At 63.7% G+C, this 12,278-nt stretch carries 17 protein-coding genes; 12 read left to right on the plus strand and 5 right to left on the minus strand.

The features are described 5' to 3' along the window. Positions 1 to 58: 58 nt before the first annotated feature. The 5 genes from ACBJ32_RS24000 to ACBJ32_RS24020 all read right to left on the minus strand — a co-directional run bounded on the left by ACBJ32_RS24000 (position 59) and on the right by ACBJ32_RS24020 (position 5,278). Positions 59 to 478 (minus strand): hypothetical protein, encoded by a 420-nt coding sequence (locus ACBJ32_RS24000; RefSeq protein WP_375128597.1) that lies wholly within the window; start codon positions 476 to 478, stop codon positions 59 to 61. A gap of 679 nt (positions 479 to 1,157) precedes the next feature. Further along, entirely contained in the window at positions 1,158 to 1,664 is a 507-nt protein-coding gene (locus tag ACBJ32_RS24005; RefSeq protein ID WP_375128598.1) for a toll/interleukin-1 receptor domain-containing protein, read from the minus strand. A gap of 599 nt (positions 1,665 to 2,263) precedes the next feature. Further along, complete coding sequence (locus tag ACBJ32_RS24010) at positions 2,264 to 2,758, minus strand: hypothetical protein (RefSeq protein WP_375128599.1); 495 nt, start codon at positions 2,756 to 2,758, stop codon at positions 2,264 to 2,266. A 583-nt stretch (positions 2,759 to 3,341) separates the two neighbouring features. After that, positions 3,342 to 4,058 carry a creatininase family protein gene (locus ACBJ32_RS24015; protein WP_375128600.1) on the minus strand — a complete coding sequence of 239 codons (717 nt, stop codon included), beginning with the start codon at positions 4,056 to 4,058 and terminating at the stop codon, positions 3,342 to 3,344. 23 nt (positions 4,059 to 4,081) lie between these two features. Next, positions 4,082 to 5,278 carry a hypothetical protein gene (locus ACBJ32_RS24020; protein WP_375128601.1) on the minus strand — a complete coding sequence of 399 codons (1,197 nt, stop codon included), beginning with the start codon at positions 5,276 to 5,278 and terminating at the stop codon, positions 4,082 to 4,084. 208 nt (positions 5,279 to 5,486) lie between these two features. Between ACBJ32_RS24020 and ACBJ32_RS24025 the strand changes: the two genes are divergently transcribed. The 12 genes from ACBJ32_RS24025 to ACBJ32_RS24080 all read left to right on the plus strand — a co-directional run bounded on the left by ACBJ32_RS24025 (position 5,487) and on the right by ACBJ32_RS24080 (position 12,270). Next, the gene (locus ACBJ32_RS24025) at positions 5,487 to 5,804 is read left to right on the plus strand and encodes a hypothetical protein (RefSeq protein WP_375128602.1); all 318 of its coding nucleotides are present in this window, start codon (positions 5,487 to 5,489) and stop codon (positions 5,802 to 5,804) included. A gap of 69 nt (positions 5,805 to 5,873) precedes the next feature. Continuing rightward, the gene (locus ACBJ32_RS24030; protein ID WP_375128603.1) at positions 5,874 to 6,065 is read left to right on the plus strand and encodes a hypothetical protein; all 192 of its coding nucleotides are present in this window, start codon (positions 5,874 to 5,876) and stop codon (positions 6,063 to 6,065) included. A gap of 131 nt (positions 6,066 to 6,196) precedes the next feature. Next, entirely contained in the window at positions 6,197 to 7,141 is a 945-nt protein-coding gene (locus ACBJ32_RS24035) for a hypothetical protein (RefSeq protein WP_375128604.1), read from the plus strand. Positions 7,142 to 7,286: 145 nt separating this feature from the next. Next, the gene (locus tag ACBJ32_RS24040) at positions 7,287 to 8,090 is read left to right on the plus strand and encodes an FtsK/SpoIIIE domain-containing protein (protein WP_375128606.1); all 804 of its coding nucleotides are present in this window, start codon (positions 7,287 to 7,289) and stop codon (positions 8,088 to 8,090) included. 13 nt (positions 8,091 to 8,103) lie between these two features. Beyond that, entirely contained in the window at positions 8,104 to 8,307 is a 204-nt protein-coding gene (locus tag ACBJ32_RS24045; protein ID WP_375128607.1) for a hypothetical protein, read from the plus strand. Further along, complete coding sequence (locus tag ACBJ32_RS24050; protein ID WP_375128608.1) at positions 8,297 to 8,503, plus strand: hypothetical protein; 207 nt, start codon at positions 8,297 to 8,299, stop codon at positions 8,501 to 8,503. Before ACBJ32_RS24045 ends, ACBJ32_RS24050 begins: the two co-directional genes overlap by 11 nt. After that, the gene (locus ACBJ32_RS24055) at positions 8,500 to 8,871 is read left to right on the plus strand and encodes a hypothetical protein (RefSeq protein WP_375128609.1); all 372 of its coding nucleotides are present in this window, start codon (positions 8,500 to 8,502) and stop codon (positions 8,869 to 8,871) included. Before ACBJ32_RS24050 ends, ACBJ32_RS24055 begins: the two co-directional genes overlap by 4 nt. 93 nt (positions 8,872 to 8,964) lie before the next feature. After that, on the plus strand, positions 8,965 to 9,324 hold the full coding sequence (locus tag ACBJ32_RS24060; RefSeq protein ID WP_375128610.1) for an RRQRL motif-containing zinc-binding protein: 360 nt from the start codon (positions 8,965 to 8,967) through the stop codon (positions 9,322 to 9,324). A gap of 8 nt (positions 9,325 to 9,332) precedes the next feature. After that, entirely contained in the window at positions 9,333 to 9,578 is a 246-nt protein-coding gene (locus ACBJ32_RS24065) for a hypothetical protein (RefSeq protein ID WP_375128611.1), read from the plus strand. Beyond that, on the plus strand, positions 9,575 to 10,066 hold the full coding sequence (locus ACBJ32_RS24070; protein ID WP_375128612.1) for a hypothetical protein: 492 nt from the start codon (positions 9,575 to 9,577) through the stop codon (positions 10,064 to 10,066). Before ACBJ32_RS24065 ends, ACBJ32_RS24070 begins: the two co-directional genes overlap by 4 nt. After that, positions 10,050 to 10,637 carry a hypothetical protein gene (locus ACBJ32_RS24075; protein WP_375128613.1) on the plus strand — a complete coding sequence of 196 codons (588 nt, stop codon included), beginning with the start codon at positions 10,050 to 10,052 and terminating at the stop codon, positions 10,635 to 10,637. The genes ACBJ32_RS24070 and ACBJ32_RS24075 overlap by 17 nt, the downstream gene beginning before the upstream one ends. Positions 10,638 to 10,641: 4 nt before the next feature. Continuing rightward, positions 10,642 to 12,270 (plus strand): replication initiator, encoded by a 1,629-nt coding sequence (locus ACBJ32_RS24080; protein WP_375128614.1) that lies wholly within the window; start codon positions 10,642 to 10,644, stop codon positions 12,268 to 12,270. The last annotated feature ends 8 nt before the right edge of the window (positions 12,271 to 12,278 follow it).

The raw sequence follows: 12,278 nt of genomic DNA on the forward strand, positions 1-12,278 counted from the left end.
CATCGCACTACACGGCGTGAACCGCGCCCCCGGACGACTCCGGGGGCGCGGACCTCGCCTACTTGCTCCAGACGCAGGTGAGATGGATGACGCGGCTGTGGTGCCGGTGCTTGCCCGCGTGCCTCTTCTTCACCGCCTCACGAGGCAGCTTCTTCGCCGGGACGCTGATCGACAGCCGGGCCTCGGGCACGACCGTCACGCCGTCCTCGACGACGGCCTCGGCGAGCTCGGACTCGATGTACCTCTCCTCGACGAGCTCGGCCACCTGGGCCCTGGAGAGCTTCACGACCTTGCCGTCGCTCATCCAGCACGTCAGCCTGCCGCCGTGGAACCCCGGCCCCTCGTGCGCACCGAGCGCGACCTCGCCGGTCCTGCCGTGCACCCTGACCGGGCCGTCGTCGGCCAGCGCCGACCCTGCCATGACACCGAGCCCGAGCACCGCGGACGTGACGACGATCGCGAGACGTCGCTGCACCATGGGAACTCCCTCCCCGAGACGATTCGACAGTCCCGAGGGTCGCCCCCTGCGCCTGAAGCGAGCCTGAAGAGCGCCGAAGCCGCCTTCAGGTGCGCGCGATCAGACCGTCAGACGAATGGGGCGCTGGTGCACACGGCCGGGGTTCCGCCGAGGCCGGGCGCCTTCGCGCAGGCCTTGTACCCGTACTCGTGGATGGACCGGTGAGCGTCGGTGCAGGTCGTGTTGCTGATCATCTTCCGCCGGGTGGCGTTCGCCGGTGCGACCGAGTTCCAGTGGCTCGCCGCCGATGCGGACGTGGTGCTCAGCAGAAGCCGGTATACCGCAGGCATGGCGCGAGGGGCAGGCAGGCGCGACACAACACCCTCGCTCCCGGAACGACTCAGGCCCTCCCACCTGTTACCGGTGGAAGGGCCTGAGCTGCCGACCTCTTGCTTGGAAGCAGCTCCCGCGATAGGACTCGAACTAGCATCTCCCCGTGTTGATCAGTCCACGACGGTCCGGATGTGCGGCCAGGCTAGTCAACTGAGTCTAGAACTGTTCAGAGTGGTTCACCACGTGTGGCTCCCGGCCTGGCTCCCCCTTGAGCGCTCAGCCAATCATGTATCGGCTGCTCAGCTTCACGTTCGGTTTGCAGAGGCATGCGCACGGTCGTGCTGTGGTGGGTGTCCCTGATGTCTCCTCAGTTTGTGGAAACCAGCTCGTCATTAAGTGCGACCAGCTCAGCGATCTTGGCGGCGATGACTTCCATCGAATCTTCCGCCGTGTGCAGCCCGTTTCGGGAACCAAGCAACGGGCTGACTTTCCGGACGTCCTCATAGGTCGCCCCATGTACGACAGGAATTAGCAGGTCGCGTGCCAGAAGCTCCGAAAGCTCCTTGTCAGAGACTCCCCGATTGTCGACGCGTTTTAGCAGCGCAGGGGTAATGAGGACGAGACCCACCCGCGACTTCGCCAGGCCTCTGTCGATCTCTCGCATGAACGGTTGGCCTAGCAGGATGTCCTTCTCGCTGAACCAGACTGACACGCCTTCGGCTTCGAGCAGGTCGTGTAGTTCCGTAGCAACACCGCGTCGGTCGTCCCACGCATGGCAGAGGAAGAGATCGCGAAGTTCAGGTTGCTGACCTCGCAACTCGACCGTGCGGCGGTAAGGAGTCAGCGCACGGACTTGCTCAGGCGTGTAGGTCACGGACGAGCTACTCGGCGACCACCTCGGCCGCGTTCTGCCGCTGATGGACCCACCCCCACCGTTGGTGCCGCCTCCACCGCTGCTGCCCGGCGTGTAGCTCGACGACGGGTAGGTTGGAGATGGCGAGTAGGACCTGTAGCTTCGACCGCCACATGAAGGGCAGGCTGCTCGTCCGCTGGCGGTCCGATGGCCCTTGACCGGGGCTGTGCACCTACTCATGAGCCGATTGTAGTCGGCGCGCGGTGTCGGAGGTGGCGACGATGGGTAGAGTCGTTCAGCCGAGCGCGGCACGCCACTAGTCGTTGGACCAGCGCTGCCAGACGTCGCTCAGGGGTGAAGGAGACGCAAACCCGGCCTGAGCGGTGGCAGGTGGCGACCGTTGCCAAGTCCGACACGGACAAGACGTGAGTCGGCCTGTACGCCGGGTTCCTTTCTCCGCTTTGACATAAGCTGGTGAGATTCGCGGTTCATGCTTGTGACCTGCAGTTTTTATTCTCAGAGCTTCTCATGGTTTCATATATGATCGCATGGTCATGTGCCCCTGATGCGCCCTGCGCATCATCGCTGTTGGTACACCTGCTTGATCGTTAGACCGCAGGCTATGTGTCGTCGCTCGACGGAGTTGGCAAATCGAGCATATCCGGCTCATTAAGAAGGCTACCTGCAATACGTCGAGCCCTTCGGCCATTATTCAACAGAAGAATCATTGAAATGTTTGCCAAAATTACACCAATGACATTAAATGTCGCCTCATAGTTGAGATAACTCAACGGCGGAAGTGGCACCAGGCCGGTAATATTCTGCCCAGTCATCAGGAAATCAGTTAGAGGATATGGAAGCGTGACAGAAAGCACTGCAATGGCGAAATACACCAATACGCGCACTAATGATATATACAGAAAGCTTTGATACGCGATAGGGTCAGCCTTAAACTTTGTCACAAGAAGCTTTTCCATCTCCAATTCACGTTTACGCTTATCGGCGGCCTTCTTGCTTCTGCGAGCAATAAGGCGTTGAAACCAAGGTGTTGCAAGGTTAACTCCAATCCCGATTGGGATAGAGAGTGCGAGACCTGCCCAGAAGCCAAGTTCCACGACAATCCCTACTTAGGCTACTTAGTGTCACTGCAACCATCATGCAATAAAAGGCAGGCGGGCGTGTTGTATGTTATTGAACCGTTGGATACTGCCCGATAAGTACACACCTGGGCTGCCCGTCTGCCGTCGTCCCACCCGCAGGGGTAGCGGGGCAGCCGCGGGGCTGCCCGGCCGGCGCCCGGTGCCAGGGCCGTGATGGAGCGGAGGCGGCCCCGCGGCTGGTCTGCTAGGGCTTGTCCTGGGGGCGGCGGCAGACGGGCAGGCTTCACCGCAACCACTCCACTACCGCACGCCGCGATCGTGGACTGCCCGGAGCCGGAGCGCCCCCCCGCCGGAGGCACGCAGTAAGGCCGCCCCATTTCCGCCTATGCTTGCGCTGACCAGCTCGGCCCCGTGAGCAGAACCGTGCGCCCCATGCGGTCCTGTCCTCGTCCGCGCCAGCCGACCGGCGTTTTGTGGGGCGGGCATGGAGCCCAAGTGGAGTGCCCGGCCCGCGCCGAGTCGGCGGCGCGTGCGGCCCGCTCAGGGCCGCTTTAAGTTTGTAGAGAAAGTTCTCACACGGTCACAGCGGTCACAGCGGTCACACATTCTCGTCGATACTGCGGAGGCAGGAACGGAACGCCTCACCGAGGTGATCAAGGACGGCTCGGCCTTTTTCAGCGGTCGCCAATGAGGGCCGACCGATGACACCCGTTTTGGTGTACGCCTCCATGCCGACTGTTAGAAGATCTTTGCGATCGTTAGCAACGTGGTCAACGGTGTCGTAGCCGTCTTGTACCAGCTCGGGATTAGCTGCTAGCAGGATGGAAACCTCAAGCTCGCCAGCATGCATGTCTTCATGTCCGCTGGTCTCCAGCATCGCATTGGCGCGCGCTGCGTTCCAGTCGGCATTGGTCGGAAAGAGGGCCATGCATCGTTCAGTGACGGTAGCTTCCTGCACGATGTTGGAGAGCACATAGTTCCCCCCATGGGCATTGATCAAGACCAGCTTGTTAATACCAGATGCCCGTAGCGAGGTCTGAACGTCAATCACGAGCGCGAAGAGCGTTCTTGCTGAAATGCTTACTGTGCCAGGCCAAGCCTTGTGTTCATGTGAGCAAGAGATGGTGATGGGCGGCAAATGACGTACTGGATAGCGGTGTGCGATTTCTCTGGAAATGATTGATGCGATGGCCGCGTCTGTGATCAATGGTAGATGTGGACCGTGTTGCTCGAAGCTGCCAATCGGCAGGATAGCGACGCGCGCCTCTCGCATGCGTTCATCCTGTGTTGTCTGCGTTGGCAGCAAATGATTCACGAAGGCTCCTCACTGGAGTGGGTTCACGCGAGATGGCGTGTGAACTGGGCCAAGTGCTCCGCCAAGTCTTTCACGAGAGGTAGCTTGGCAACAGGTGTTAAGTGATCGCGAAGGGCATCGAGCTGCGCCCGGATCCGGGCCGAACCGGTTCGCTGCGCGATGGTCAAGGCTTCCCTTCCAGCGTCAACGGCGCGCTCGATCTCTCCCTGAGCTGCGGCAGCGGTGGCCAACCGAGCCAGGCAGAGACCCTTGTCGCGGGTCTGAGCAGCCTCGGGCCACTGCGTGAGGCTGCGTTCGAAGACAGACAGGGCAGCGCTTGGGTTGCCGAGAAGTACCCATGACATCCCGGCCTCCATCTGAACGTACGCGGGCGTGCAGTAGCGTGCCTTGTCTGTTGCGACTTGAGCCAGTCCCTCGGTGGCATGCTGGATGGCCTGATCAATGGTGGACTCGAACTCATGAGGCTCGGCGAGAAGCGCGTGTGCGTTAGCGAGTTGCCGGAGAGACACGGCGCGAAGCCGTGGAGTGAGATCAGGTGCTGTGTTCAGCGCGGCGTTGGCCAGTCCGAGTCCTTGGCCAGGATGGCCGGCCTCAGTGGCGATGTTGCTCTTTCGCATGAGGATGTAGGCCATAGCTTGTGGATCAGCCAGTTCCTGAGCGTAATCGAGTGCCCGGTTGGTCCAACTCATTGCGCAAACAGGGTCGCCTGAGTCCTGGTAGAGCCAGCCACAGAATTCGGCGAATTGCGCAGCAACTTCAAGCATCTGACGGCGATCCGCTCCACGGGTTGACTCCACTAGGCGGTCTATAAGTGGAAGCTGAGCTTGGACCGCTGGCACCAGGTAGAGCGGGCCGAGAAGGGCATCTGCCCGAGTGTGCTCGGCCAGCACGTTGGACAGATAGGTGATCACCTCGGGAGACGGGGTACCAGGTAGCGCTTGAGGCAGTGCGGGCAGTGGCGTAACGGCAGTGGTCGTGACCTCGGCGACAAGACCGAGATCACGTTCAGATACGCGGTACAGCTCGCAAAATATCTGACGATGGGGTTCGGGAACGTCTCGACGATTGTTCTCGTACATTGAGAACAGAGTTCGCAAGCTGGACCGAGAGGGAACGTCGATCTTCAGGGCATGGCCGATCTTCTCGAAACGGACTATGGCTTGCTCCTGAGACCAGCCATTCCGCTTCCGAGTCTGCTTGAGCAAGTTCGGAATACCCATCGCACCTCGCAATGGTCCGGCTTGAGAGTGTTAATCCCCGGTGAAGCCCATGATGCCCTATGAATGCGCAGCTCGTGCGAGGTTAACAAGCTTCGTTAACCCTCGTTAAGTCTTGTCGGCTACCGTAACGCAGCGCTCTGACAGTTTCCTGGAGCTCCCAGGGAGTTCGCACCGCAGGGGTGCGGCCCTCGATTCGGAGGTGAGCTCTGTGAAGCTCCTGATCGACGTCACCGGCAAGTCGTTCATGGTGACGAAGGAAGCGGTCGAGAAGTCCGACCAGAACGGGCGTCAGAAGTCCGAGCGGGAGACCGGCCGACCGATGTGGGTCACGCAGGTCATGGCGCTGGACGAGACGGGCGGCGAGATGATCAACATCACCACGGCCGGTGAAAGGCCCACGGTGACTGTTGGCGCACAGGTCGCCCTGTTCAAGCTGGAGGCACTGCCTTGGGCGACCAACGGTCGCAACGGCGTGGCCTTCCGCGCGGCTGACATCAAGCCCGCTGGCGCTCCGGCCAGCAAGTAGACCGCAGTCTGCATCGCATCAGCATCGAGATCATTCACACCCGGCAAGCCCGCACGAAAGGACATCGTCATGGGCTGGTTCAGCAGCAACAAGACCAACAAGTCCAGCTCGTTTGCCCAGGCCGCCAAGAAGAGCGGTAAGGGCAGCAAGTCCAGCAGGAAGGCGCCGCGCAAGTCGTCCAGCAGCGGCGGCGGCTGGTTCAGCACCGTGGAGGCGTTCGACCACTTCCACGCGTACTGCTACGGCGAGAACGACAAGTAGCAGCGCATGAAGAAGCCGGGCCTGGAGGCTTCATCCTCCAGCCCGGCCATTACTTACAGGGCCGGTCTCAGCTCTCACACTCGGACCCGGCCCTGTTCCCAACCCCCGTCCTCGGCACGAGGAGGAGAGTCATGTCCAAGCGTACCTTCGGGACGCACTCCGCCAACAGAGGAGGCATCAACCGACGCGGTAACGCCGTCACGGTCATCCAGAGCAACGTGCAGTACAGCTACCTGCGCACCGCAAAGATCACCTTCTACGTGGTGATGGCCATCGTCGGTCCCTTCGCCGCTGTGATCTCCACGCACTACCTGCACCCCTTGGCAGCCGTGCCTGTCGGGCTCGTGGCCGGCACCATCATCGGTGGCCTGACCGCCTGCCTCATCGCCGCCTGGCCCGTCATCCGCGCCATCTGGTGGTGGCTGCCCGAAATCATCGTCGCCGCGCTGCTCATCGGCGGCTGGGTCTCTCTCCAGGACCAGGTCACCCCGTTGATCACCGGCGTCATCTACGCCACCATCATCGCCACCATTGACCTTATCCCGGCCGTGCGCCGGTACACGCTGGCGCTGATGTGGTGCCTCATCGTCCGGCACCGCCTGCGCACCTGTTTCACCTCCTTCCTGCCCACCGACCGGCACGGCCACCTGCCGTTCATCGGCCTGGCCAAACCCATCCCGGTCGGGGAACGCGTCTGGGTCTGGCTACGCCCCGGCCTGTCTCTGGACCAGATCGAAAACCAGCTCGGCAAGATTGCCGTCGCCTGCTGGGCGGCCTCGGTCACCGTCGCCAAGGCCCGCACCTCCAACTCAGCCGCCATTTACCTGGACATCAAACGCCGCGATGTCCTCAGCGGCCTGGTCGGCTCCCCTCTCACCGAGGACCTGCCTGCCGACGTCCCGGCAATCACCCGGCCGATTGCTACTGTCCCGGCTCAGCTTGACCTGGCTGATGTGCCGGACACCGACGACAGCGATCCCACCGAGCGTCCGGCCCGCAAGAACGGCCGGCCCCCGGCCGCCAACGGCACTCAAGCCAAGACGGCCACGAACAACCCTGACCTCGACTGGATCTGACGCGTCGTCCGCTACCGGGAGAACCTGTTCACTCCTCCCGGTAGCACCTCCATACACGCCTTCAGACACGCAATGAGGTGACGCTGCCATGCACGCGGCTCTGCCAGAAACCTCAGCCACGGTCCCGGTAGCGCCGTCCATGTCCATGTTCGACCCCGTGTTCATTGGGATCGACGAATGCGGCAACCCGGTCTACCTCGACCTGGTGTATCACAACCTGCTCGACGCCGGAGAACCAGGCGGCGGCAAATCTGTACTGATCCAAAACCTCGTCGGGCACGCTTTCCTGTGCCACGACTTCACCCCGGTCTTGCTCGACCCTAAATGGGTTGAACTCGGCATGTGGATGGAAGCCGCCCAAGCAGCCGGCGGCATCTTCGTCGGCCCCGACATCGAAGCGGGCCTGCGCGTCCTGCGACGCCTGCAAAAGGTGATGGATCGCCGCTACTCCTGGCTGGTCGCCCACGGTCGCCGCAAGTTCCTGCCTACCGATGCGATCAAAGTCATCGGTGTCTTCATCGACGAACTTGCCTACTACACCGCTACCATCGGCGCTCCCGAACAGCAAAAAGAGTTCATCGCCCTCGTCCGCGACCTCGTCGCCCGAGGCCGCGCCTGCGCCATACCGGTCATAGCCGCCACCCAACGCCCCAGCGTGGACATCATCCCCACCTCGCTACGCGACCTGTTCGGCTACCGGGCAGCCTTCCGCTGCACCACTCCCAACAGCTCCGACATCATCCTCGGTCACGGTTGGGCTTCGGCCGGATTCAACGCCCAAGCCATTAGCCCGGCCACCCCCGGCGTCTTTTACCTCATCGCCGAAGGCGGCATCCCCCATTTGGTCAAAGCCGCCTACCTCACCGACGCGCAAATCCACCAGCTCGTCGACTACGTCACCTGGATTCGCCGTACCGGCGATCCAGCACCTCTTCCCCTAGCTGCTTGAACGGAGAATCACCATGCCCCACGACCACGACACGGTCCCGGTCCCCAACGAGGTGCCCTGGCCCGACCAGCCACCCCACGAGCTGCAAGAGCTCGCCCTGTGCTGCGTCGAGTGCAGCAACAACACCTTTGCCGAGGTCACCATCACCACCGACCAGGGCCTCGAAAGCGCCCTGCAATGCACCTGGTGCCAGGAGGTGTACATCAATGACCGCTGACACCATCGCCGCGATCACCTGGCTGGAAAGCCCGCAGACCGTCGGCCACACCCGCTGGTACGACGAACTCAGCCGCCCCTACACCTGGCGACTGCCCATGTTCTGGCTCAAGAACGACATCGACACCGGCGAAGAACACATCGCCATGACCGTCCGGGCCTCCGCCTACGACGACCCCCACTGGAGGCCACTGTGATCCACAAGGTCTATCACCCCAACGGCAACCCCGACCTCCGTAACTGGACCGTCCAGTGCGACAACCAATGCGCCAACACCATCGCCCTGCTGGAAGCGACACCAGCCGGCTGGCTCATCGGCCGCCGCGAAAACGGGCGCTGCTACTGCCCCGCCTGCGCCGAGGTCTTCGCCATGAGCCTCATCTCCTGGGCGCTCGCTTGCCCGATCTGCCAATCTCCATGGCTCATCTTCGGCACCGACAGCAACGGCACCGCCGAACTCGTCCTGTGCGACGGAGAGTGCCGCACCACCTACCTCGCCGACGACGGCTGGCACTGCACCTGCTGCGGTGACCTGATCATTCTGCCGCCCAACGGCACGAACTAACACGCACGCGAGGGCCGGACCAATCCGCCAAGATCTCCGGCCCCCGCCCTTCACAGCTCACTCCCAGCAACCAAGCGAAGGAGCAGAACCGTCATGCACTCTATCCCCGCTCCGGCTGCGCGGATACCGCAACTCGAACAGCTCAATGCCAGCCCCGGCACCCGCGTCGTCTTCTACGACCCCACCGGCAGTCGCTTCGGTCTGCCCACCTACCCCTGGAAATGGGCACCCAAGAATCTCAAGACCCGACGCCAACTCGCCGCCCTCGGCCTGCGCCCCGGCGGCCAAGCCCCCATCGCCCAGATCCTGTGGCGCAAAGGCGGACGCCGCGCCTACCTCTACGACATCACCCGCGCACTGCCCAAGCGCAAGCCCACCGGCAAGCAGCTCGACGCCCTCGACAAGGCCCTGCGCGCACGCCGCACCCGCCGACACGAACGGGGCGCGTCATGAACCGGTCCGTGGAGAACCCCGACTACGCCGCGTTCCTCAAGCGGATCGTCCGCGCCTACAGCAAGCGCATCGCCGAAGGCGACATCGAAGCCCTCGCCGATCTGTCCGGCGTCATCGTCGAACTCGACCACGCCATCATGCAGGCCATCAAGCAGCTGCGCGCGCAGCACGGCTACTCCTGGGCCGACATCGCCCGGCCCCTCGGCATCACCCGCCAGGCCGCGCAACAACGCTGGGGCGGTGACAGCTCATGACCGTCACCGGAACCGTCTACCTGCTGCACTTCGACCGCCCGTACAAGCACGCCCGCCACTACATCGGCTGGACCTCCGGAGACCTGACCTGGCGACTGCGCCAGCACCGTAACGGCCGTGGCGCTCGACTGCTGCAAGTCATCACCGCCGAAGGCATCGGCTTCGTCGTCGCCCGCCTCTGGGACGGCGGACGCAACCTCGAACGCTCCCTCAAGAACCGAGGCGGAGCCTCACGAGCCTGTCCTCTGTGCGGCATTACACCGCGCGTCACCGGATGGCAGCCAGCAACCGACGACCACCAGGCGTCGGCAGATATAACCATGCCCGCCGCGCCCAGCGTCATAGAGGCCACCTGCGCCTGTCACCGAATCATCACCGTGGCCGCAGACCTGCTCACCACAGCCTCCTTCACCTGCCGCGATTGCGGCCAACCCGTCGTTCCCCTCAATTGCGACAGCCAGGGAGAACACCATGTCGCAACCGTCTAACCGCATCGAGCGCGTGGAATCGGCCATACAGTTCTTCATCCTGCTGCTGGTCGGCCTCATGGCCGGAGCAGCCTCCTTCACCCACGTCCACGACTGGACCATGGCCAACAGCCCCGAAGGAACCAGCGAATGGTTCGGCTGGGCCAACGCCGTCATCTCCGAACTCACCCCCACCGCCTCCGGCCTGGAAGTCCGACGTCGTAAGCGCAACGGCCAACCCATCGCCTACCCCATGGCCGTCCTCATCGCCTCGGCCATCCTGTCCATCGCCGCCCAGATCGCGGTCGCCAAACCCCACCCCACCGGCTGGCTCATCGCCGCCATCCCCGCCCTGGCCTTCCTCGCCCTCACCAAACTGGTGCTTTCCCGCACCCCCACCATCCAGCCGGCGACACCCCAACCGGCCACCACTGCCGAACCCGACCGGGAAACCACACCTCAGCCTGCGGTAACGCCCCTCGGCAACGAGCACCAGGAGCACGAGAACATCGACCACCGCCCCCTCCAGGAGCGAGCCCCGGTCCTGCCGGTCCTGCAGCTACCCACCCCCGTCCTGGAAGGACACCACTAACGCCATGCCCACCCAGCTCGACATCGCTTCGGCGCTGGCTCTCACCCCCGGGACCACTTCTCCGGCCCCGGGCGTGGGGGCGAACACCGAAACCCTCTTCCAGACCCCGTTCGCGCAGGAATCACGCCAGCACATCCGCACCGCCCTGCAACGCGCCACACGCCCCGACTACCCCGCCTGGCTCGGCCACATCGAATCAGCCGCCGCCTGCACCCAACCCGTCCGGCTGCACGGCAACCTGGCCACCGTCGATACCCGAACCGGCGAAATCCTCACCCTCCGGCACACCTCGACCCTGCCCGACGGCGTCATCTACAAAGCCTGCGGCAACCGCCGTCACACCGTCTGCCCCGCCTGCGCCACCACCTACCAACACGACGCCTACCACCTGATCCGCGCCGGACTCACCGGCGGCAAAACCGTCCCCGACACCGTCCGCACCCACCCAGCCGTTTTCGCCACCCTCACCGCCCCCTCCTTCGGCACCGTCCACACCCGCGACGTCCGCCACTGCGCCTGCCGTGACAAGACCCGCTGTACTTGCCGCCCCGCCCCCTGCCACGCCCGCCGCGACAACCCCATCTGCCCTCACGGAATCTCGCTCGCCTGCTGGCAACGCCACTCTCCAGGCGCCGAACAGCTCGGCCGACCCCTCTGTCCCGACTGCTACGACCACGCCCACCACGTCGTCTGGAACCACTACGCCGGCGAACTCTGGCGCCGTACCAAACAACACGCCGAACGCCACCTCAACCAACTCGCCCGGCAACGCGGCCTGCCCCGCGTCCGGCTCGCCCACGGCAAAGCCGCCGAATACCAAGCACGCGGAGCTGTCCACTTCCACATCCTGCTCCGCCTGGACGGCCACGACGCCGACATGCCCGACGCCATCCTGCCCCCACCCCAAGGCATCACCACCGGTGACATCATCGCCGCTCTCACCTCGGCCGCCACCACCATGACCTGTACCACTCCCGCCCACCCCGACCAGCCCGGCGGCTGGCGCATCACCTGGGGCGAGCAAAACGAGATCCGGCCCATCACCCTGTCGGCCACCGGCGACGCCCTCGACGACCAAGCAGTGGCCGCCTACCTCGCCAAGTACTCCACCAAAGGCACCGAAACCACCGGCCACACATCCCGGCGACTCACCCCCGACACCATCGGCCTGTACGCCAACCCCACCGGCACCCACCCCGAACGACTCATCGCCGCCGCCTGGAAACTCGGACACCCACCTGAATGGAGAGGCTTACGCAGGTGGGCACATATGCTCGGCTTCGGCGGACACTTCCTCACCAAGACCCGCCGCTACTCCATCACCTTCGGCTCCATCCGCGAACAACGAGCCGCCTACAGACGCGCACACGCCCTTAACCGCCACCACCCAGGGCCAGAGGGACACCCCGACGCCACGCCATTTCAGCGTCAACCAACCCTTGACACCAAAACCGAGGAAACCACGCTCGTCATCGGCTACCTCACCTACGCAGGCACCGGCTGGCACACCACCGGTGACCAACTCCTCGCCAACACGGCAGCGGCCCAAGCCCGCGAACGCACCCGAGCCGGACGCGAAGAGCTCGCCCATGACACCTGGGAACAGAGCTCGTCCACACCGCTCGCCGCCTGACCAACCCT

This window comes from Nonomuraea sp. GTA35 (assembly GCF_041950525.1).
Lineage (GTDB): Bacteria > Actinomycetota > Actinomycetes > Streptosporangiales > Streptosporangiaceae > Nonomuraea.

Excerpts from the sequence above, each read along its gene's own strand:
- ACBJ32_RS24060 (WP_375128610.1), top strand. The coding sequence starts at position 8,965 with ATGCACTCTATCCCCGCTCCGGCTGCGCGGATACCGCAACTCGAACAG.
- ACBJ32_RS24070 (WP_375128612.1), top strand. The coding sequence starts at position 9,575 with ATGACCGTCACCGGAACCGTCTACCTGCTGCACTTCGACCGCCCGTAC.
- ACBJ32_RS24080 (WP_375128614.1), top strand. The coding sequence starts at position 10,642 with ATGCCCACCCAGCTCGACATCGCTTCGGCGCTGGCTCTCACCCCCGGG.
- ACBJ32_RS24020 (WP_375128601.1), bottom strand. The coding sequence starts at position 5,278 with ATGGGTATTCCGAACTTGCTCAAGCAGACTCGGAAGCGGAATGGCTGG.
- ACBJ32_RS24040 (WP_375128606.1), top strand. The coding sequence starts at position 7,287 with ATGTTCGACCCCGTGTTCATTGGGATCGACGAATGCGGCAACCCGGTC.
- ACBJ32_RS24035 (WP_375128604.1), top strand. The coding sequence starts at position 6,197 with ATGTCCAAGCGTACCTTCGGGACGCACTCCGCCAACAGAGGAGGCATC.
- ACBJ32_RS24075 (WP_375128613.1), top strand. The coding sequence starts at position 10,050 with ATGTCGCAACCGTCTAACCGCATCGAGCGCGTGGAATCGGCCATACAG.
- ACBJ32_RS24000 (WP_375128597.1), bottom strand. The coding sequence starts at position 478 with ATGGTGCAGCGACGTCTCGCGATCGTCGTCACGTCCGCGGTGCTCGGG.
- ACBJ32_RS24050 (WP_375128608.1), top strand. The coding sequence starts at position 8,297 with ATGACCGCTGACACCATCGCCGCGATCACCTGGCTGGAAAGCCCGCAG.
- ACBJ32_RS24030 (WP_375128603.1), top strand. The coding sequence starts at position 5,874 with ATGGGCTGGTTCAGCAGCAACAAGACCAACAAGTCCAGCTCGTTTGCC.
- ACBJ32_RS24045 (WP_375128607.1), top strand. The coding sequence starts at position 8,104 with ATGCCCCACGACCACGACACGGTCCCGGTCCCCAACGAGGTGCCCTGG.